Genomic DNA, 21,280 nt, shown 5'->3' with positions numbered 1-21,280 from the left:
CAAAGCCTTAAAATCAAAAAAAACATGATAATGAGACTTGTTATCATTATTTGGCTTGGTAAGCTGTTTTGTCAACATGTGGAAGTGTTTATTTATGTCATACATTGTCATATTAGGAGGTGTAAAATATCTAACTTTACGTACGCTGCGAGACATGGAGAGCGGAACGCGAGGTCTAGTAGACAAGGTAGGCGTGGCTTCATTCCCAGCGCGCGACGTGCCGTAGGCGCCAGAGCAAGTCTGTGCTTGAAGCTATATTTTCACGCCGTAGAGGCGTACAGGAGCAAGATGGCGTAGAAGAATACGTAGTTTTCGTCGAAGCCTGCTTGAGAGGGAGCCGTGCCGCCCAAAAGAATAAACCGCCGAGGGAAGCGATTCGATTTTGGCTGACTTCGAAGTCCCAAAATCTATTATGAGCCCCGAGGCACCCTGCACTTGTTGCTTTTAAATAAGCTTGCTCGCAACAAATGGTTACATAACCTTGAGATTTAATTAATCATATTTTGTGCTGAGGTAGGAATTCTGACGCAGATCTTTACCAAGAGCCAATAATAATTGAAATTTAGATGCGCTCAAAGATAAGTAGTTTTACGCTATCGAATAAAGTTCTGATCAATTATGATGTATCAAGAGTGCAGCATTTCAACATGTCTGCCATATATTTTTTATGGGAACACATTGAATATGTGGTTTTGTAAAATCAATCCATTGTTGGTAAATATTTGGGGTGATGGGGAGCGAGTGTACTATGGGAAATGAGCTAGAAAAAATAGTACCAGAACTTAAATTATATTTTGATGGGACATTTTGTAACAAAGATAATGGTAAAGATCCAACGGTCGTTGGAGAAGCCTACAATAATGATAAAAGCGTCGAAACATATTTCAACAGAGAAAAGTATGATGGTTTGATTGGTAATCAGAATATTCTGGAAAATCAATATCTAAAAATTTATTTTCCTGGACCTGCTGCCGAGAGAAAAAACACGAAATACGATAAACCTGGCACTGGCAAATTTAACTCAAAATACATGTCCCAACATACTACAAACAATTCAACTGGACTATGGGGTGATGGCTGGGAGCATAATATGCAGTTGGCATTAATCATAGCTTGCAATTTTATTATTGAGCAGCTAGGTAAACATGAGCGTGTGGCTATATCAATACCTGCATCTCATAGTAGAGGGGCGATTACTGCTATAGCTTTTTCCAATCAATTATCTTATTTTTTGCAGAAGATGGGTATCGATAAACAAAAGGTTTCTATCAGAAGTTTGTACGTTATTGATCCAGTAGCAGGCCTTGATTATGGAGCTCTTGAGAAATCAGTGGTACGTAATATACCAATGGAGAACTTCCATGCTGAAAATGATTCAAATGACTTAAAGAATCATCTTGTTCAGGTAGAGCCTATTAGGATAGGAGCTTATGTTGATAGGTTAACTTTGCGTTATGCCGCTGACGAAAGACGAACAGCCTATAAGTCTCAGCTTCCTTACGGGATTGATCCTAATTTTAAAAACGGGCGTCCTTTATTCATCCCTGATAACGTAGATGTAGAGATAAGCTATTCTAGGGCTACTCACCAAACAATCGCCTATACAGAAAAAGAAGGTAATAAATTTTTCTCTGGAAAAAATACTTTAGGTGAAATACAGTCAAAAAACAATGCTCAAATAAAGTTGCAATACGGTATTATTAGTGAGGAGCTAGTTGATGATTTGTCTAAGGCTAAAGCTAAAGTAAACTCGTTCCACCCCAAAGAAGATAGAGTTATTAAAATCAAATGCAAAGACAATCCTGAATGTAAAGAAAAATATACTAACTCTGTATTACATGATGTTTATCAATTTTTTATGCATAAAAGTAAAAACGATTGCAACTTTTTTCAGGCATTTAATGATCCAAAAAATAAATACTATGACTTAATTAATTGGGCATATAAAAACAGTGCTTTTTACCAACAGTTGGATAGTAAGGAATACAAGATAGAACCTAAAGTTTTAGCCCATCTTGTGCAAATAAAACAAAAAGATCAATCAAAGAATTTTGCAAAGTTTATTAATAGTGTTGATTCATACGCAAAGTCAGAGAAAAATCAAAACCTTTCCCTATTCTACCCCAAAGTGTCAATACAGTTTTTTAAAAATTCTTATTCCTATACATGTCATGCAACCTGCAATGTTTTTTGCACCTGACTTTTAAATTCAATAGCACCTTCTTTGTACACATTCATTGGTTTTTTGTATCCCAAGCTCTCATGAAATCTACGGTGATTATAAAAATCAATATAATCAGCAAGATCAGACCTAAGCTCAGGCAAAGAACCATATTCATTAAGATAAATTCGCTCGCATTTTGCACTGCGCCAAAAACGCTCAATACAAATGTTATCAGTAGCTCGCCCCTTGCCATCCATTGAAATAGTAATACCTCTACTGGATAATGCCTCAGTATGTATATGCGAGGTATATTGACTGCCTTGGTCAGTGTTAAAAATCTCAGGGTTGCCAAAGCGATCAAGGGCTTCATGCAAAACACTCATTACCAGGCTACTATCCATCGTATTCGATATACGCCAACTTAATACGGCTTTTGAATACCAATCAATTATCGCAGCAAGATAAACCATACCACCCTTAAGCTTCACATACGTGATATCAGTAGACCACACTTGGTTAACGCGACAAATATTAATACCACGCAGTTTATAAGTGTATTTAACATGTTGTTTACAAGGCTCGGACAAATTAGGAAACCTGACAGCCAACACCGCTTTTAAGCCCATTTCCTGACGGTATTTCTGCACCGTATTCACGCTGACACTAAATCCATCCTCAAGCAATTGCTGATGAACCTTCAGCGCACCATAAATAGGGATTTCTTCATGGATTTTCTGGATATGCGCTTTAATTTTAAGTGCTTCCTTATTGATTTTAGGCGTGTAATAGCAGGTGCCTCGATTAATACCCAGTAATTGGCATTGCTTAACTATGGAAATAGTTTCTAGCTTGGACTCTACCATAGATTTTCTAGTTGATAAGTCCAAGCTTGCGAGCTTTCCCTCAAGCCAATCCCTCTCAATAGTAAGCTGACCAACTTTCTTAGCATACTTATCCACCTCGTGTTGAAGCTTATCATTTTCAGACTTGTACTCTTTAACCGCCTTGGCTGGCTCCATAGCAATAACGGCATTATCCAAGAAGATTTTCTTCCAGTTTTGGATGTTTTTTGTCGTTATATTATGCTTGCTAGCAAGCTCTGCTAACGTAAGCTCATTTGCCAATAATTCCAATACAACTTTGACCTTAAACTCGGATGAGTAACTTGTCCTTTTTGTGCTCATAAATACGCCCTCTGTTCATTTCACTTTCAACAATATATCGGAAATGAATTTCAAAAGATACTGTTTAAATTTCTTGGGGTATTATACCTAAAAGCGGTAAGGAAATATTTGGTTGTGAGCATTTCTTTGATCATGCAGCCAAGCACAATCAAAGTAAATACCCTTGGTCACAGTGCTTTGTTCAACTGGGGCTCTTAAAGTTCATTCATACCCGTTGGGCATTTTTGCCATTGTTGACGCGATTTTATCACTCTAGCAACAAAGCAGCGGCTGAGTGTTTTAACAGTAAAATTACACTGGCCTGCCAAATGATTCTTAAGCTTAGCACCTGGACAAAATCCCCCATTCTTATTGTGACTGATTCATGGTTTGGTAATGGTAAATTGTACAACCCGTTAAAAGATCAACTAGGTAATCGAGTCCATATCCTCACCATGTTACGCAAAAACAGTGTTTTATACGGTTTTCCTGAGGTTATCGAAGGTAAAACATGTGGGCGTCCTGCAAAATATGGTGCCAAAGCAGGTTCTGTTAGGGATTTGGCAAATGAATATAAAGCTAAAGCCCAAAAAGTCACAAGCTTTGTTTATGGTAAAAAGCGTGACATGCTTGTCTACGAGAAAAACTTCATGTCTAAAGCTTTTAAATGCCCGATAAAAGTTGTCTTTGCCTATTACAAAAATCACTTCGTTGCTTTAGCAACAACAGACTTAAGCTTAAGCGTAACGCAGATATTGGAGTACTATAGCGCACGGTGGAAGATCGAGTCTGGTTTCAAAGAGCTCAAACATGACATCGGCAGCCAAAAAGCCCAAGTAAGATTGGAGCATTCGGTGATAAACCACTTGAATATGTGCATGCTTGCCATTACGATTATTTGGATCGCTGTCATGCATCTTCCAAGTGATGCAGTCAATGAGCTAACACATAATGGCACTAAGCCGCAATACACCTTTTCTGCGGCACGAAAGTTGTTGATAAAGCGTCAGAATAAACTCAGGGTTTGTCAAAATGGTGAATCTGAGCTAAAAAATCATAGAAATTCATGGATTCAAATGATTATTGGGCTTGCCGCTTAACAAAACTTGGGAAAGTTCAGATTAATGATTTTATTTGTATTTTGTTTTAACCTGTTGTTCTGATCATAAAATTCGATAAAAAATTAAATGTCAATGCTAGTAAAGGATCATAAATATTGCTAGAATGCCGCTGTAATTAAGACGAGTCCAAATTTATCCAAACTTAATTACGAGGTCATTTATGTTACGTATCACTGAAGAAGCCATCACCTTTGATGATGTGCTGTTGTCGCCTGGTTATTCCAATGTATTGCCACATCAGGTTTCATTAGAAACGCATCTTACGCGTAAAATAAAACTAAAGATGCCATTAGTATCCGCTGCAATGGATACTGTAACCGAATCACGTTTAGCGATTGCTATGGCGCAAGAGGGTGGCGTGGGTATTATTCATAAGAATATGCCTATCAAAGCACAAGCCGCTGAAGTGCGCAAGGTTAAGAAGTTTGAAAATGGTATGGTCATTGATCCAATTACCGCTTCACCTGCAACAACGATACGTGAGTTGTTGGCAATTACTGAGCAGTATCATTTCTCAGGTGTGCCGGTTGTTGAGGGTAAGTCACTCGTTGGTTTAGTAACGTCACGTGATATTCGTTTTGCAAAAGATCTGACACAACCGATTTCAAGTATTATGACGCCAAAAGAGCGTTTGGTAACAGTTAAAGAAGGCGCGCAAGAAGATGAGATTCAACGCTTACTACATCAGCACCGTATTGAAAAAGTATTGGTTGTCAATGACAGCTATGAACTTGTTGGTTTAATTACAGTAAAAGACATTCAAAAATCGATTGATAAACCCAATGCCTGTAAAGATGAGTTAGGGCGCTTGGTGGTTGGTGCGGCTGTTGGTACAGCAGGAGACACTGAAGCGCGCGTCAAAGCATTGGTTGAAGCCGGAGTTGATGTGATTGTTGTCGATACCGCACACGGTCATTCGCAAGGCGTGCTTGATCGCGTAAAATGGGTAAAAACGCATTTCCCAAAAGTGCAAGTGATCGGTGGCAATATCGCCACAGCGGAAGCGGCGAAAGCTTTAGTTGAGGCGGGAGCTGATGGTGTCAAAGTGGGTATTGGTCCTGGCTCAATTTGTACAACTCGAGTTGTTGCGGGTGTTGGTGTGCCACAATTAACGGCGATTTCTAATGTGGTTGCAGTGATGGCACCATTGGGTGTGCCTGTGATTGCCGATGGCGGTATTCGCTACTCTGGTGATATTTGTAAAGCAATTGCCGCAGGTGCTTCAGTAGTCATGGTTGGTGGATTGTTTGCAGGAACAGAAGAATCCCCTGGTGAGGTCGAATTATTCCAAGGGCGTTCATATAAATCATATCGAGGTATGGGCTCATTAGGTGCTATGGCAAAAGGCTCATCAGATCGTTATTTTCAAGATAGTGTTGATGCCAAAAAGCTCGTACCTGAAGGTATTGAAGGTCGTGTTCCATACAAGGGCACATTAGCCGCGGTAATTCATCAATTAATCGGTGGCTTGCGTGCCGGCATGGGATATACCGGTTGCGCTACAATTCTTGAGATGAATACCAAGCCAACTTTTGTCAAAATCACAGGGGCGGGATTTAACGAAAGCCATGTGCATAATGTGATGATTACCAAAGAGCCACCAAACTATCAATTGAAATAGGAAAAATAACAAAAAAGGCAGATTTGGAATCTAAGCGATTGTATCAGCATTAAAATTGCTCTATTGTATGCGGGTATTTTATGTATCGTTAAATAATTTACCGCGATACAGTATTTATAAACCTTATTTTAAACTCAAAATAAAAGTGGAGTATTGGCTCATGAACGATAGATTGAAGATTAACGTTGGCTTGGCTGAGATGCTTAAAGGTGGCGTGATTATGGACGTTGTAACTGCAGAGCAGGCAAAAATCGCTGAAGAGGCGGGTGCTGTTGCGGTGATGGCGCTTGAACGCGTTCCTGCTGATATTCGTAAAGACGGTGGCGTGGCACGCATGTCAGATCCAAAGCTGATCAAAGAAATTATGGCAGCCGTGAGTATTCCGGTCATGGCAAAAGTGCGTATTGGTCACTTTGTTGAAGCACAGATTTTAGAGTCGTTAGGCATTGATTTTATTGATGAAAGTGAAGTATTGACACCTGCTGATGATGAGAACCATATCGATAAGCATGCCTTTAAAGTACCTTTTGTTTGTGGTTGTAGTAATTTAGGTGAGGCACTACGTCGAATCGGTGAGGGTGCTGCTTTAATCCGTACTAAGGGTGAAGCAGGAACGGGTGATGTGATTCAGGCGGTAAAACAAATGCGTGCATTAAATCGTCAGATAAAAGAAGTGCAAATGGCAGATAGTGGTGAGCTGATGGCAATTGCTAAAAAACTAGCTGCACCTTACGAATTAGTAAGATATGTACATGAGCATGGCAAATTGCCTGTACCTAATTTCTCAGCCGGTGGTATTGCAACACCTGCTGACGCGGCGATGATGATGCAATTAGGTGCTGAAACTGTTTTTGTTGGCTCGGGTATTTTCAAATCGAATAACCCTAAAAAACGTGCCGAAGCGATTGTAAGTGCTGTAACACATTTCAATGATCCAGATGTGATTGCTAAAGTCTCAGAAGATCTAGGTGCGCCAATGACTGGAATCAACTGTGATCACTTGTTGCCACACGAGATGTTTTCAGTTAGAGGCTAGTAATGAATATCGGGGTACTTGCCTTACAAGGTGCGTATGATGCGCACCAGAAAAAAATTGAATCATTAGGTATTAACTGCATTTTAGTTAAAACAGAAGCCGCTTTAGCTAAGGTTGATGCACTGATTTTGCCTGGTGGTGAAAGCACAACAATGACGTATTTGCTGCAGAAACATCAACTTTGGCAACCATTGATTAAGCGCATGCAAGAGATTCCAGTTTTGGCAACATGTGCTGGTGTGATTCTATTGCAAAAAATGGGTGTATTGGATATCGATGTCATCCGCAATGGTTATGGGCGACAATTAGAAAGTGGTATTTTTCCTCTAAGTGTTAAATTTGACACAACAGAGGAAGAGGTCGAAGCTTTTTTTATTCGCGCACCGATTATTAATACGATTAATGATAAAGAAATCGATATCATGTCTTATCATTTAGATAAACCGGTTTTAATTAGAAAAAATAAAGTACTCGCAGCAACTTTTCATCCTGAGTTATGTCAAAGCTCGCCAATTCATAAATATTTTATCGATTTAATACGGCAGTAGGAAGATCTGTTCTGCCAATCATTTGTTGATATAAGTGGCGAGAGTTGTCTCTAGTGAAGGGAATGCTTAAATAACTCTCATTCTTCCTATCTCAGTATTAAGTCCAGCATATTGCTTTATTATTACGTATTTTTGTGCATTGACTATAAAGCAAGATTTTGCGATTATGCGCGCTTAATTTTTATGATTTTGATCACAATTTTTTGATGAATGTGATGATTAGTGTGCTAGAAATGAGGTTTAGAGTGAGAAACTATTTATTAGGGTGGGTTTTATTGATTGTGGCGAGTGTTAGCTTTGCTGCAAATAATAATGAGAGCTCTGCAAAAGCAGCATCATCAGCGAATGCAGCTATTGGTCCTGAGTCAGCGCAAAAAGCAAATAGCTCAGATGATGAAGGACAGGATTCCTCAGATAAATCAGGCAAGGACGAGAGCTTTTGGACATTCTTAAAAGGTACACAGCCGGATAATGCTGTTTACTTAGGGATGTTTACTTGGCATTTTAATCCTGAAAGTCGAGCGCATGACCGTTGGTCGAATAATTTGATTGGTGGAGTTTATAACAGTATCTTTGTTGGTACTTTGCTTAATTCATTCAGTGACCGAGCTTTTGTGGTTGGGGTGCAACGTAATCTCTATACTAATCAATTATCACAAAACAATCAGATAAATGTCGGTTATCGTTTAGGGTTAATTTCAGGCTATGATCAAAGGATGTCAGATATTGCGAAATATTTACCTGTGTTGCCGATTCCTGAGCTTTATATTGATTATGCTTATAAAAATTTTGGCGCAGAATTATCTTATATTGGCGTGGTATTTACTGCGAAGTTTTTTATCCGTTTTTAACTTTTAGCAGTAACAAGCTCAAATGAATGTCCTTTGTGCGCATGGCGTGCACAAATAATAGCAAGCAATCCAATGGCCAGTACAAATGTCGCGAAATGGATGCTCGTCATTGTAAATTGTGTCAATAAGAAAGTTGCAATGGCGCCACCTAGAAAAGACATGAAGTTAAACAATGCCGCTGCTGATCCTGTGATGTGGTGCGGTGCACTTGATATAGCGCCTGTACTTGCTGTTGGGCGAATCATGGCGTAGCCTAGGGTTGTGATCCACATAGGTAATACTAAGGTATAAATATTGCTTGTGAAGATGATATTTAGCAGAATGGTTAACATAGCACCTGTCACCAGAAGTATTGCACCAGTAAGTACCAGTTGACTAATGCTAAAGCGTTTATTTAGTTTCGGTGCCAAAATAGACATAATGACAATTGCCAGTGAGTTAACAGCAAAAATGATCCCAAAGGCAAGTACTGAAAAGTGAAATACCCCGATAATCAGCATGCTACTTGCCGCAGCATATGAGAATAAAACACCATATGAGCAAGCGCTTGTTAAGATATAACCTTGAAAGCTTTTGATTTTAAGTAATGACAGATAATTATCATAAAGCTGTTTAGGTTTTGTCGCATGCATGTTTTTTTGTTGGATACTTTCCTTAAATAGAAAACTAATAACCAATAGATAAAATACGCCAAGTAACAGTAAAAACATAAAAGCACCATGCCAGCCAAATAGCTCTTGCAACACGCTACCAAGAAGTGGAGCAATTGCCGGACAAATACCAATAATCGCCATAATCATTGCCATTGCCTTAACTAGATCTTCTTTTTTATAGACATCACGAGCAATTGCCATCGCTGCAACAATGCTGCTGCATGTGCCTATCGCTTGAAAAAAGCGTCCAATAAGCAACATGTGAAAGCTTGTTGAGAAAACAATCATTAAGCTCGCTGAAGTATAAATAACAAGCCCAGTGACTAAAACAGGTTTTCTGCCAAAGCGATCAAGTAGTGGGCCGTAAAAAAGTTGAGCAGTAGCAAGACCAATCATAAAAACGGTCATCACTAAGCCGATATGAGATGTATTAAACGTCTGTCCCATTTCAGGGAAGGAAGCAATAAATATATCATTTGCAAAAGGAGTGATAATGCAAACACTGAGAACCAAAAACATCATCTTATTTTTCATTCTATCCTAATTAGGATTTTTATATAGGTATTAAATACCTGTTGACTATACTCTTGATGTGCGTAAAATGCAATAAAAATTTTTGCCTATGATTGAGTGTTTACTCACTGGAGTTATATGCTTTGGAAAAAACTGTGATTTTATAAACACCCCGTCAGCCTGCGGCGGCCACCCCTCTTGCAAAGAGGGGAATCAGGCAGCAGTGATATTATTCCCCTCTTTGCAAGAGGGGTGCCGAGCTTGTGAGGCGGGGTGTTGTAATAGAAAAGTACGTAACCCCAATTACTAAGAAATGATGGTCATGGTCTGAGTAACCCCCTAAGGGTGTGTTTGGAAATGCGAGAATGTGTGTGAAGCTTATAAATGCCTATGCAAATATTATCAGGTGTCTTTTTGGATTCTCGGATCAAGTCCGAGAATGACAGTGAGTAGTCATATTCGGGCTTGACCCGAATATCCATTATTACCAAGGGATTATTGTTTGGGTATTTACTTATAACGTCAGTTATAAAGGCTTTGATTTACGCTCAGATAATGTTTATATAATAAAAAGAACAGAGGAAAAATATGGCAAGAGAAAATAATTCCTGTTATGCAATTTTGAGTTTACTCAACAAAAAAGAGTTATCTGGCTATGGTGTCAAAGCACTTTTTGAAAAGATTGCTCATTTTTATTGGTCAGAAAGTAATGCGCAAATTTATCCGATGCTTAAGCAATTAGAGGATCAAGGATTTGTCGAATCACGCTTAGATGAATCCAGTGGTAAACGTCAAAAGCGCATTTATGCAATTACAGAATCAGGTCGTGCGCACTTAATGCAATGGTTAATGCAGCCAATTAGTTATGGTGCTAAAGAACGTAATGAATTATTGTTAAAGCTAAGCAGTGGTTTTGCGATGGATAAAGTAGATGTTTTACAACATGTGAATAACTATATTACCCATTTGCAAATGCTACAGATTAAGCTTGCTGAAGTTGTTAGTCATATTAGTATTGATCATAACGGTAGAGAGGATCAAGATTATCTGTTATTAGTATATCGCTATAATGAAAAGCGTTTAAAAGCCGAGCTTGAGTGGGCAAAAGAGACGGTTCAAGCGTTACAGGCGATGTAGATTACATAACGCATCATAGTAAGACACTAAAAATCATATCGTTTTAATCGTTTTTAACGTTAAAACATGATAGGCTTTTACTCAGTTATAAAAAGCCTTGATTACTTACATTCTATGATAGAGACAGACCGTATTATCTCGGGGAATAAGCAAAAAGAAGATCAGCAGATTGATCGCGCGATCCGCCCTAAAATGCTCAAAGATTATCACGGTCAGCCAGTGGTCAAAGAGCAGATGGAGATCTTTATTGAAGCAGCGAAAAAGCGCTCTGAAGCTTTAGACCATGTGCTTATTTTTGGTCCTCCTGGTTTGGGAAAAACCACACTTTCACACATTATTGCTAATGAGATGAATGTCTCATTGAAACAAACCTCAGGTCCCGTGTTAGAAAAAGCGGGTGATTTGGCGGCATTATTAACTAATCTTGAAACCAATGATGTATTATTTATTGATGAGATTCATCGCTTGAGCCCTGTGGTTGAGGAGGTTCTTTATCCGGCGATGGAGGATTACCAGCTGGATATTATGATAGGTGAGGGACCTGCCGCGAGATCAATTAAAATTGATTTGCCACCTTTTACTTTAGTCGGAGCAACGACAAGAGCAGGGCTGTTAACCTCCCCGTTACGTGATCGATTTGGCATTGTGCAACGTTTAGAATTTTATTCAGTCAGTGATTTGGCAGATATTGTGATGCGCTCAGCTAAGCTATTAAATGTGACAATTGAAGCATCAGGCGCTAAGGAAATTGCAAAACGCGCGCGTGGCACGCCCCGTATTGCTAATCGCCTATTAAGACGTGTGCGTGATTACGCCGATGTTAAAGCCAAAGGTGTCGTTGATCATAAGATTGCTGATAAAGCCTTATCATTGATTAATGTTGACCCAGTTGGCTTTGATCATATGGATCGACGTTATTTATTAGCTCTGATTGATAAATTCTCGGGCGGTCCTGTTGGCTTAGATACCATTGCCGCGTCGATTTCAGAGGAGCGTGGCACGATTGAGGATATGATTGAACCTTATTTGATACAACAGGGTTATATTATGCGCACAGCACGAGGGCGCGTGGCCACTCACCATGCTTATCGACATTTTGATGTAGTCATGCCCGAGAAATTAAATGATTTGCAGCAGTTATCGTTAGATGATTAATATTAGGGCTAAGACTAAATATTTATCCACAAGTGCCCACCGTCCCTTCAGCATAAGTCGAAGCGATGCACTGAGCATTAGCCGCAGTGGGTGGGCTTGGGAGAATCACTCTTCATAGAGGCTTCGACTTACGCTCAGTCAACGTGGGCAGGAAGATGGTTATAGCCAATATGAGTTATTGTAAATAAAGCAAGTATACGAGGGGAAATTTTGGGTATTATTATTGGAATTATTTCAGGTATGTTATGGGGCTTAAACGATGTATTGACGAACGTTTACTCCGAGCAAGCCTTGTTTAGTACAGTAACTTTTGCGGTATTAGTATTTGCACTGATTTTATCCTTGATGCAGGATAGTTTTTCTTGTGCGGGGATTTATAGTTATCACGCGATGCGTGGTAGCTTTAAGACAAATATGATTAAAACCAGACATAAGAATTTTTGGCCTTTGATCATTGCTGCTGTTTGTGCGGGTCCCTTAGGGATGGTTGCAGGTATTATGGGTATTGCTTATGCTGGTCCTGTTTATGCCGGAGTTGTCACCTCATGCTATCCGGTTATTGCGCTGTTATTAGCAATGACTTTATTGCGAGAAAAGCCAACAAAGATAAAGGTTGTTGGTATTATCTTATCAGTGATTGCGGTGATGTTTATCTCCATTGCAGGGGTGAGATCAGGTGCGCCATATATTTTAATCGGCTTGATTTTCGCCAGTTGTGCAATGCTAGGTTGGGGAGCCGAGTCGATTTTGTTCTCAATCGCACAAAAGTCATCAACACAAGATGTCTCATGGCTTTTAGCAGTGCGTCAAAGTGCCTCAGCAGTAAGTTATTTATTGATACTAGCAATATTACTTATTGTTGATTATCAACAAACTTGGGCAGTAATGAGACATTTATTTTTACCCCTATTGATTTTAGGCTGTGTGTTATCTGCCTCAACTTCATATCTTGCGTACTATCATGCGATCAAACGCATAGGAGCGAGTCTTGGGACGACATTCAATGCCAGCTTTATCTTTTGGGCAGGCATTTTTAGCGTGTTATTTAATATCACGCATGTGCAGGAGTCGTTTATTTTGTGGAGTGTCGTGTTAATTATAGGGATTTACTTTGCCTCAAAAGGCAATAAGAAATATACCGCTCGTGAATCATTGTGCGGTGTTTAATATCAAAGAAGTTATTGATATTTTTGGGTGATTGGATTGCAGGTAATAGCTAGGACTATTAGCAAAATTCAATCATTCAAAAATACGAGAAATTCAATGATAGAAATTCTGTAAAATGGTTCGCGGGCGGTATGTGCTCAGGTTGCTTGTTAAAGAAGTTGCTAAAAAGTACTAATGTTCTACACTTGATTTGTCTATATAAAAGGAGTTTATCGTAAGAAATGTCAGCACTATTTAATTTACTCAAACGCAGCAAAGTGGTTGTCAGTATTATTGTTTTACTTATTATTGCTTATGTTGGTTATTTTTGGGCAACACGATCAACCTCAACCGATAACGCTTATATTGTTGCGAATATTCAGTCAGTTGCAGCGGAAGTCTCAGGTAAAGTAGAAGAAGTGTATGTTAATAATAACCAGATGGTAACGAAAGGGACGTTATTATTTTCTTTAGATCCCAAGCCTTATGAGATAAAACTACAAGAGGCTAATTTAAACCTGCGGGCTTTAGAAGTTGCTTATCTAGCCGCAAAGGAATTACTAACAAACTACGCACAAAAAGATTTATTGCAACAAAATGCTAGTGAACTTCAATTATTAAAAGTAAAGGTTAAAACTACAGAAATTAAAGTACAGCAAGCACAATTAGCAGTTGATAACGCAAAATCCCAATTGGCAGCAACGAAAATTTATGCCGTTGAAAATGGTATTGTTAGCAATTTGTTTTTAGCTAAAGGGACTCTTGTGAAGGCCTATCAGAGCTTATTTTCATTTATTGATACCAATCAGTGGTGGGTGCAGGCTAATTTTAAAGAAACAGATTTAGCTGATGTTAAAAAAGGGGATAAGGCTACTATTCGTTTACGGATGTATATGGGCGATAAAGTCTATCAAGGAACAGTTGCCGATACAAATTGGGCAGTGGGCAGAAGAGCTGTCGACTCAGCCGACCTTTTGCAATCAGTGCCGCAAGAGAATCAATGGTTACTCTTGCCACAGCGTTTTCCGGTGATGATTAAAATAGATAACCCAGATCCAAACTTTCCATTGCATGTCGGGGCAAGTGCGTATGTTACGATTGAAACGACGAAATAGAGGTAAATATCGCGATAGCTATACATTGCCTCAAGACTCTTATTTAGATATTGCTTATCATGTGATTGTTACCTTAGTGGCATTCTGCGTGTTGCTGATTTGTTATATGATTTTCCAATGGCCAGATTTTCTTATTTTCTTATTAATTTCGATATTACTAATTTTCATGAGTGCTTTTCCGCTTGGGCAGTCGCGTTGGGGGCAAGTAAAAGCCTCATTGTGGATTAGTCTTGGACTTTGGCTTTGTTTCGTGGGTGTTTTTGCTGTTGTGGGCTCAAAGGGCTGGACTATATTTTTGGTGCTTGTACTTTCTTTAAGCTACTATTTGTTGACACTTAAAGATATGAACTTGCGCTTATATCTTGGGCTGGGGGTGCTTTTTTTACCGATTTTTATTCATTTGGTTGATGATCCTACAATGATAGCGCCAGCCAATAGTATTCAAATGTTTATTAATTATAGCGTGGCAATGGTAATTTGTACTTTGTTCTCTGTAGCCGTTGCAGTGATTCAACCGCGACGTTATGAAGCAAAGGTGTTGATTGCAATGACTGAATATATCTATGCATTAAGACGCATGTTAAGTAGCACAGATGAAAAAGGCTATCGTGATAATCTATATTGTATGTATCGTCATTTATATTATTTGCGTCAACAAAAGAATAATCACCATAAGCACTTTACTACTGAATTTAATCAGATAATTGATGAATATGTGGATGTGGTTTATCAAATTGTGATGATTTACGTTTACATTATTAATAATCATGCAGTGAAATTACCATTTTATGAGGCTTGTCTTAAAATTGATAATTTATTGGATCAAGATGATCTAGCAATCAAAGCAACAGCGCTTGAAAATCGAGCGTTTCGTTTGCAGTTACTTGAAGAAAATGTGCAATTAAAGAAAGCAATTGAGCGTGCAGATGCGTGCTTACAATTGTTGAATACGCTTTATATAAAAGTCAAAGCGTTAAGGAAGAAATATGCTTAGTATCATGGATCGTCTAAGCATTTATCGTGCGGTGAGAATCAGTGTTATGCTTACCGTTGCTGTTGCTGTATGGTTGATTTTTGATATTGAGCGAGGCTATTGGATCGCAATGACTTTGATGATTATTTATATGCCTTTTGAGCCTGGGCTTGTTAATAACCGTATCAAGATGCGCTTAATTGGTACGATTATTGGGCTTTTATTCGGCTTTATTTTGGTTGAAATAATCATGGCACATGTCACTTGGATTGTCTTTTTGCCATTGCTGGTGCTTTTTGTACTTTATTTTTCAATGATCAATTATACCTATTCGGCCATGTTTGTGACGATTGCGGTTATGCTGCTTTATTCCGTGATGTATACCAAAGGGATGTCGCCAGCAACGTTTATGCTAGCGCGATTAGTGGATACCTTTGCCGCTTGTGCGATTTGCTTTGTTGCAGAAGTTTTTTTTAGACCAAGAAAGATGATTGCGCATGCTATTTTAAAGGACTTAGAAGATATCTTAGAAGCTTATGCCAAACATTTTGCGTTGATGTATCAATCATTTTCTGAGCAACAGTTTAGGAATATATCCGTTGAATATGCCACGAATTTTAATAATAGCCTCCTTAGCTTAAAGCAAGCGGCGGATCTTAATAAAACAAAGTTAAGACCAAAGCAACAACAGTTAATGGATGCTTGCCTTGGGCCTGTTTTTAAGATGCGTGTGCATTTAATTAGCTTGCATTATCTAGCCGAGTATAATCAAAAAGAAATGGAGTTGTTCATTGATCAAAATAAGACGATTTTTGAGACGATCTGTGATGATTTGAATCAGTTGCTAGATTATGATGTGTCGCGCCAATTTTCTTTAGATCAAGTATGTCAGAATAAGTGTTTCACCACGGATGTTGAAAAGGAAATTATACAGAATCTGCGATCTTTTGATCATCTGGCATATCAAGCGCAAAGTGCATTGATTCAGTTTAAACAAAGTGATGAATCAAAAAGAGGTTGAGTTTTAATGTCCCCCTCACCCGCCCAGATTCAAACTGAATGATCTCTCGCGCAAGGGGAGAGGTGCTCGCTGATGGTAGTTTATTTATAGATGAATTAGTATTATTGCTTGCTGATCAGGTAATCGTTGATTTGGCACAAAATTGCAGTATCTTCTTTCTTTAGTTCATTACAAGCTGCTTGCAACGGCTCGCTGGAGATGAACACCAAACGCTGTTCAAGCACTTTAATTTGCTCAAGCAAGCCATCGCGTTTTTTTTGTAAATTCTGCAATAATGGGTCGTTTTTAGCAAGAAAAGCGACATGATCGGGTGAACTGTTTTGTTGTTGCTTTTGCGTGCTAAAGCTTACTTCCTGTTCTTGAAAGTGACGCTTTGGTTTATTCGTACGATGGTTGTGCTGTGATGCATTGTTGTTTCGTCCATGAGCATTGTTGATATTAGGATGATTGTTGGTATTGCTTGCGTTGTCTGATTGTTGTTTAGATGTTGTCTCAGCTGGTTTTTTGCGTTTCAATGAGAGGGTTTTTCTAAATGGTGTATCTGTCATGAATAGTGTTCTTTCGTTATTTTAGGGTTATTAATTACTATTTTGAGGGTTTAACCAAGTTATTGAGCAAGTATTATGCTTGCTTTTAAATTAGGCTGTCCTTATAATACACAGTTGATTGACAAGATCAATAGAAACAGTGCTCAAAACATGATTTGGTGGGGAGTTCCTGTTTAATAAACAAGTAATAAAAATATAAGAAAATCAAGATAAAGAGGAAAATATTATGCCTGCAACTATGCACTATGGCGATGCGCATAAACAAGATGCTCATCAGCAAGATTTACCATTGCGTGATCATATCAAAGAAGTGATTGCAACATACTATAAAAATATGGTTTCACAAGGTACTAAGCCGCAAAACGTTTATGAGTTGGTGATGGCTGAAGTTGAGTTGCCTTTGATTGAAGCAACGATGGAGTATACTGGTGGTAATCAAAGCCGTGCTGCAAAAATTCTAGGTATTAATCGTGGTACTTTCCGTAAGAAATTAGCACATTACGGTATGTTGTAATTTCAACAACTCAAATATCGAAAGGCTGCCAGGTGCAGCCTTTTTTGTTTCAGATAATGTAGTCTTTTAATTCATCAAAATGCTTAATCACTGCAAGAGCATTTAAACTGTATAAATCCACCCCATTGGCATAGCCGTGACTTATAAGAATATAGGGCATATTATAGGCTTTAGCACAATAAGCATCATTGGCGGAATCACCAATCATAAGGCTTGTTGTGATATCAGCGTTTAGCATTTTAGCGGCATATTCTAAGGGGGCGGGATTTGGTTTATAAAATGGCGTAGTATCACCGCCGACAACGCAATCAAAGTATTGATCTAAACCTAAATGCTCTAGTGTTTTAATGGCATGTGCTTCTTCCTTGTTTGTTACGACTGCCATTTTAATCTTAAGCTCTTTAAAATGAGTTAATGCGTCAATAACCCCAGGATAGATGTGTGTATGTTGTCCCATCGTTTGTTCATAATGATCTAAGGTAAGTTTTAAGGCATCATTGGCATAAGCGGCAACTTGGTCAGCTGTCAAATCAAGTGCTAACACTTTTTGGGTTGTTGTTGGAAAGCCTTTACCAATAATGTTTGCTGTTGTTTGGTCAGAAATGGGATCGAGTGCAAAATACGCGCGCATTTTATTAAGCGCGTAGGTAATGTCACTGACACTATTAATGAGTGTGCCATCAAGATCAAAAAAAAGGGTGCTATAGTGGGTTTTATTCATGGTGATGCTTTTTAAGGAGGTTATTTATCGCGTGTTTGATTTGATCATCTTCTAGTGTTTTTGCCAAGTTTTTAAATGCAGTTTGTGCACTATTAGGCATACGTGCTTCAGGTGAGGTTGTCTTTTGCTTTGGCTCAAATACAAGAACCAATTCTAAAGTACTTAAGTTTTTAAAATACTCACTGGTATTTAATAGCGCAATAAGATCTTTTTTCAGTTCACGAAATTTAGCAATCAATTCAGGGATTTCCGTTTTTAATACCAGCTTTTTGCCATTGTAAAAACACACTTTAGTATGGTTGAAATAAGGAATGTCAAAATAAAGCAACTTTTGTTCGGTCGTTTTAACCAGTTCATGCTGTTGTTTAATGGTATGCAACAGCGAACCTTTTTTATTTTTTCTGCTGTTTAAAAGCTCAGTGACAGATGCACTATACTTACGGATCATTTTGACGCACTTGGCTTTTGTTATGGTATAAGTTGCAGTATAATCCAAAACCAGTTATGTGGAAAAGCCTTATCTAGGATATCAATGATTATTAAAAAATTATTTGGCAGTCGAAATGACCGCTTGATTAAAAAGATGCAAAAGACAGTTAATAAAATCAATGCCTTAGAGCCAGAAATTGAGAAACTATCTGAGGCTGAGCTTAAGGCTAAAACCCTTGAATTTAAAGAAAGATTAGCCAAAGGCGATAGTCTTGAGCAATTGTTGCCAGAGGCCTTTGCCGTTGTAAGAGAAGCGGCAAAACGCGTTAAAGGTATGCGTCATTATGATGTGCAGCTTATCGGTGGAATGGTGTTGCATTCAGGTAAAATTGCTGAGATGCGAACCGGTGAAGGTAAAACGTTGGTTGCAACCTTGCCTGTATATTTAAATGCATTAACTGGCAAAGGCGTGCATGTCATTACAGTCAATGATTACCTTGCTTCACGTGATGCTGAATTGATGGGTCAAATTTATGGTTTCTTGGGACTTACGACGGGTGTGATTATTGCCAATTTATCACCTGATCAACGTCGTGCTGCCTATGCTTGCGATATCACCTATGGTACGAATAATGAATTTGGTTTTGATTATCTACGCGATAACATGGCGTTTAGCAAAGAAGAGCAGGTTCAACGTAGTCGTAACTTCGTGGTAATCGATGAGGTTGACTCGATCTTGATCGATGAAGCGCGCACGCCATTGATTATTTCAGGTGCCTCAGAAGATAGCTCGGATATGTATTTATTGTTTAATCGGTTGGTGCCAACCTTGGTTAAACAGGAAAATGAAGAAGCAACTGATGGCGATTATTACTTAGATGAAAAATCAAAACAAGCTTATTTAACCGATCAAGGTCACACGAAGATTGAGGCAGCTTTAATTAAAGAAAGCGTATTAAATGAGGGAGATAATCTTTACTCACCACAGCATGTAACGAAAATGCATTATTTAAATGCTTGCTTGCGTGCTTATAGTTTGTATCAAAAAAACGTTGATTATATTATTCGTGATCAAGAAGTGATTATTATTGATGAAAACACGGGGCGTGCGATGGAAGGGCGCCGTTGGTCAGATGGCTTACATCAAGCGATTGAGGCTAAAGAAGGTGTTAAAATTCAGGGTGAAAACCAAACACTCGCATCAATTACATTCCAGAATTTCTTCAAACTTTATAATAAGATGTCGGGAATGACGGGAACAGCAGATACGGAAGCTTTTGAATTTCATGAAATCTATGGTTTAGAGGTCGTGGTTATTCCAACAAATCGTCCGCCACAACGCCAAGATCATCATGATCGCATTTTTGGTGATCAAAAAGATAAGTTTATGGCGATTGTTGATGATATCAAAGAGCGTGTTGAAAAAGGGCAGCCGATACTTGTCGGTACGGCGTCGATTGAAACCTCTGAAATCTTATCGACACTTTTGCGCAAGAAAAAGATCCAACATGACGTGCTAAATGCTAAACAGCATGCCAGAGAAGCAGCGATTATCGCACAAGCGGGTTACCCTGGAAATGTGACAATCGCAACCAACATGGCAGGTCGTGGTACGGATATTATCTTAGGTGGTAACTGGGAAGCGGAAATTGCTGAAATCGAGGAGCCAACTGAAGCACAAATTAATGAAATCAAAACGGCTTGGAAAGCACGTAATAAAAAAGTTATTGAAGCTGGTGGTTTGTGTATTTTAGGCTCAGAGCGTCATGATTCACGCCGCGTTGATAATCAGTTACGTGGTCGTGCTGGACGCCAAGGGGATCCAGGTGAGAGTCGTTTCTATTTGTCGATGGATGATAATCTATTGCGTATTTTCGCCTCTGAAAGCTTAGCTAATCGTATGAAAAAAGCGCTTTCTGGTGGTGAGTCTATCCAGTTTGGGATGATGACGCGTTTTATTGCTAAAGCGCAATCTAAAGTTGAGCAATATCATTTTGATATTCGTAAGAACTTATTGGAATATGATAATGTTGCTAATGAACAACGTTTGGTTATTTATAAGCAGCGCGAAGAGTTACTAGGCAAAGATGATGTTTCTGAAATTATTGCTAATATGCGCTATGACGTTGCTGAAAAACTATTCCATGATCATGTGCCAGCCGGTTCAATGGAAGAACAGTGGGATTTAGAAGGTTTGGAAAAAGCATTACTAGGTGACTTTTCTATTTCGCTAAGCTTACGTAAACTGGTTGCTGAAGATGATCATTTACATGATGAAACATTAAAAGAGCTGGTGATCAAAGCCATTGTTGAAGAATATCAACAAAAGACAGAAAACCTTGAAGCGCAGTCTATTCGCCAATTTGAAAAAATCAGTCTAATGCAAGCCTTAGATACGCATTGGCGTGAGCACTTAAATGCGATGGATCATTTGCGTAATAGTATTAATCTAAGAGGTTATGCGCAAAAAGATCCTAAGAATGAATACAAAAAAGAGTCTTTTGAGCTTTTCTCCAGTATGCTTGATAACTTTAAATATGAAGTGATTTCTAATCTTGCTAAGATCAGAATCCAAGCGCCAGAAGAAGCGCAGCGTATGGAAGAAGAGTGGAAAAACTCAATTAAAAATATTGAAGCCCAGCATGAGGATGTTTTAGCCGGTGGCTCTTCATCGGTAACTGATGAAGAGAATGCACAAAAAGCGCATCAACCGTTTGTGCGTGATGTGCCCAAAGTGAAGCGCAATGACCCATGTCCTTGTGGCTCAGGCAAAAAATATAAACAATGCCATGGTGCATTAGATTAATCTGATTTTTCTTTATTTTTGTTATATACCGCTCACAAACCATTG

19 protein-coding genes are annotated in these 21,280 nt (G+C 38.7%); 14 read left to right on the top strand and 5 right to left on the bottom strand.

Going from position 1 to position 21,280, the window contains the following annotated elements:
* Positions 1 to 748 precede the first annotated feature (748 nt).
* The gene (locus tag NYP54_RS02705; RefSeq protein ID WP_283157059.1) at positions 749 to 2,200 is read left to right on the top strand and encodes a hypothetical protein; all 1,452 of its coding nucleotides are present in this window, start codon (positions 749 to 751) and stop codon (positions 2,198 to 2,200) included.
* On the opposite strand, the gene NYP54_RS02700 is transcribed toward NYP54_RS02705, so the two are convergent.
* Positions 2,170 to 3,348 carry an IS3 family transposase gene (locus NYP54_RS02700; protein ID WP_283155794.1) on the bottom strand — a complete coding sequence of 393 codons (1,179 nt, stop codon included), beginning with the start codon at positions 3,346 to 3,348 and terminating at the stop codon, positions 2,170 to 2,172. The two genes, NYP54_RS02705 and NYP54_RS02700, sit on opposite strands and share 31 nt — an antisense overlap.
* Positions 3,349 to 3,416: 68 nt before the next feature.
* Between NYP54_RS02700 and NYP54_RS02695 the strand changes: the two genes are divergently transcribed.
* The 5 genes from NYP54_RS02695 (at position 3,417) to NYP54_RS02675 (ending at position 8,504) form a co-directional block, all read left to right on the top strand.
* Complete coding sequence (locus NYP54_RS02695; RefSeq protein WP_349293368.1) at positions 3,417 to 4,427, top strand: transposase; 1,011 nt, start codon at positions 3,417 to 3,419, stop codon at positions 4,425 to 4,427.
* A gap of 181 nt (positions 4,428 to 4,608) precedes the next feature.
* Entirely contained in the window at positions 4,609 to 6,069 is a 1,461-nt protein-coding gene (guaB, locus tag NYP54_RS02690; protein ID WP_283157058.1) for an IMP dehydrogenase, read from the top strand.
* 160 nt (positions 6,070 to 6,229) lie between these two features.
* Positions 6,230 to 7,105 (top strand): pyridoxal 5'-phosphate synthase lyase subunit PdxS, encoded by an 876-nt coding sequence (gene pdxS, locus NYP54_RS02685; protein WP_151193952.1) that lies wholly within the window; start codon positions 6,230 to 6,232, stop codon positions 7,103 to 7,105.
* Positions 7,106 to 7,107: 2 nt separating this feature from the next.
* Positions 7,108 to 7,653, top strand: coding sequence for a pyridoxal 5'-phosphate synthase glutaminase subunit PdxT (pdxT, locus tag NYP54_RS02680; protein WP_283157057.1), 546 nt, complete (start codon positions 7,108 to 7,110; stop codon positions 7,651 to 7,653).
* A gap of 245 nt (positions 7,654 to 7,898) precedes the next feature.
* Positions 7,899 to 8,504: a hypothetical protein gene (locus NYP54_RS02675; RefSeq protein WP_283157056.1), complete on the top strand. Its 606-nt coding sequence runs from the start codon at positions 7,899 to 7,901 to the stop codon at positions 8,502 to 8,504.
* Here NYP54_RS02675 and NYP54_RS02670 read toward each other — a convergent pair.
* Positions 8,501 to 9,691, bottom strand: a complete 1,191-nt coding sequence (locus NYP54_RS02670; protein WP_283157055.1) for a multidrug effflux MFS transporter — start codon at positions 9,689 to 9,691, stop codon at positions 8,501 to 8,503. The genes NYP54_RS02675 and NYP54_RS02670 overlap by 4 nt on opposite strands.
* Before the next feature lie 567 nt (positions 9,692 to 10,258).
* Between NYP54_RS02670 and NYP54_RS02665 the strand changes: the two genes are divergently transcribed.
* The 6 genes from NYP54_RS02665 to NYP54_RS02640 all read left to right on the top strand — a co-directional run bounded on the left by NYP54_RS02665 (position 10,259) and on the right by NYP54_RS02640 (position 16,217).
* Positions 10,259 to 10,807: a PadR family transcriptional regulator gene (locus NYP54_RS02665; protein WP_283157054.1), complete on the top strand. Its 549-nt coding sequence runs from the start codon at positions 10,259 to 10,261 to the stop codon at positions 10,805 to 10,807.
* Between the two features lie 114 nt (positions 10,808 to 10,921).
* On the top strand, positions 10,922 to 11,962 hold the full coding sequence (gene ruvB, locus NYP54_RS02660; protein WP_283157053.1) for a Holliday junction branch migration DNA helicase RuvB: 1,041 nt from the start codon (positions 10,922 to 10,924) through the stop codon (positions 11,960 to 11,962).
* A gap of 210 nt (positions 11,963 to 12,172) precedes the next feature.
* The gene (locus NYP54_RS02655; protein WP_283157052.1) at positions 12,173 to 13,129 is read left to right on the top strand and encodes a DMT family transporter; all 957 of its coding nucleotides are present in this window, start codon (positions 12,173 to 12,175) and stop codon (positions 13,127 to 13,129) included.
* A gap of 221 nt (positions 13,130 to 13,350) precedes the next feature.
* Positions 13,351 to 14,223, top strand: a complete 873-nt coding sequence (locus NYP54_RS02650; protein ID WP_283157051.1) for an HlyD family secretion protein — start codon at positions 13,351 to 13,353, stop codon at positions 14,221 to 14,223.
* On the top strand, positions 14,198 to 15,217 hold the full coding sequence (locus NYP54_RS02645; protein WP_283157050.1) for a hypothetical protein: 1,020 nt from the start codon (positions 14,198 to 14,200) through the stop codon (positions 15,215 to 15,217). Before NYP54_RS02650 ends, NYP54_RS02645 begins: the two co-directional genes overlap by 26 nt.
* A complete protein-coding gene (locus NYP54_RS02640) occupies positions 15,210 to 16,217 on the top strand; it encodes an FUSC family protein (RefSeq protein ID WP_283157049.1) in 1,008 nt (335 codons plus the stop codon). The genes NYP54_RS02645 and NYP54_RS02640 overlap by 8 nt, the downstream gene beginning before the upstream one ends.
* Before the next feature lie 101 nt (positions 16,218 to 16,318).
* Here NYP54_RS02640 and NYP54_RS02635 read toward each other — a convergent pair whose 3' ends face one another.
* Positions 16,319 to 16,765, bottom strand: a complete 447-nt coding sequence (locus tag NYP54_RS02635) for a hypothetical protein (protein ID WP_283157048.1) — start codon at positions 16,763 to 16,765, stop codon at positions 16,319 to 16,321.
* A gap of 226 nt (positions 16,766 to 16,991) precedes the next feature.
* Between NYP54_RS02635 and NYP54_RS02630 the strand changes: the two genes are divergently transcribed.
* Positions 16,992 to 17,279, top strand: a complete 288-nt coding sequence (locus NYP54_RS02630) for a helix-turn-helix domain-containing protein (RefSeq protein WP_117003692.1) — start codon at positions 16,992 to 16,994, stop codon at positions 17,277 to 17,279.
* Between the two features lie 49 nt (positions 17,280 to 17,328).
* Here the strand turns inward: NYP54_RS02630 and NYP54_RS02625 are convergent, their stop codons facing one another.
* Together NYP54_RS02625 and NYP54_RS02620 are read right to left on the bottom strand one after the other, a co-directional pair.
* Entirely contained in the window at positions 17,329 to 18,000 is a 672-nt protein-coding gene (locus tag NYP54_RS02625) for an HAD-IA family hydrolase (protein WP_283157047.1), read from the bottom strand.
* Entirely contained in the window at positions 17,993 to 18,448 is a 456-nt protein-coding gene (locus NYP54_RS02620; protein ID WP_283157046.1) for a hypothetical protein, read from the bottom strand. Before NYP54_RS02620 ends, NYP54_RS02625 begins: the two co-directional genes overlap by 8 nt.
* A gap of 78 nt (positions 18,449 to 18,526) precedes the next feature.
* Between NYP54_RS02620 and secA the strand changes: the two genes are divergently transcribed.
* Positions 18,527 to 21,235 (top strand): preprotein translocase subunit SecA, encoded by a 2,709-nt coding sequence (gene secA / locus NYP54_RS02615; protein WP_283157507.1) that lies wholly within the window; start codon positions 18,527 to 18,529, stop codon positions 21,233 to 21,235.
* Positions 21,236 to 21,280 lie beyond the last annotated feature (45 nt).

The organism is Cysteiniphilum sp. QT6929 (genome assembly GCF_030035755.1).
In the GTDB taxonomy this organism is placed as follows: Bacteria; Pseudomonadota; Gammaproteobacteria; order Francisellales; family Francisellaceae; genus Caedibacter; species Caedibacter litoralis.
Note: the sequence above shows the minus strand (reverse complement) of the source record. Positions and strands in the feature narration are given on the sequence as shown.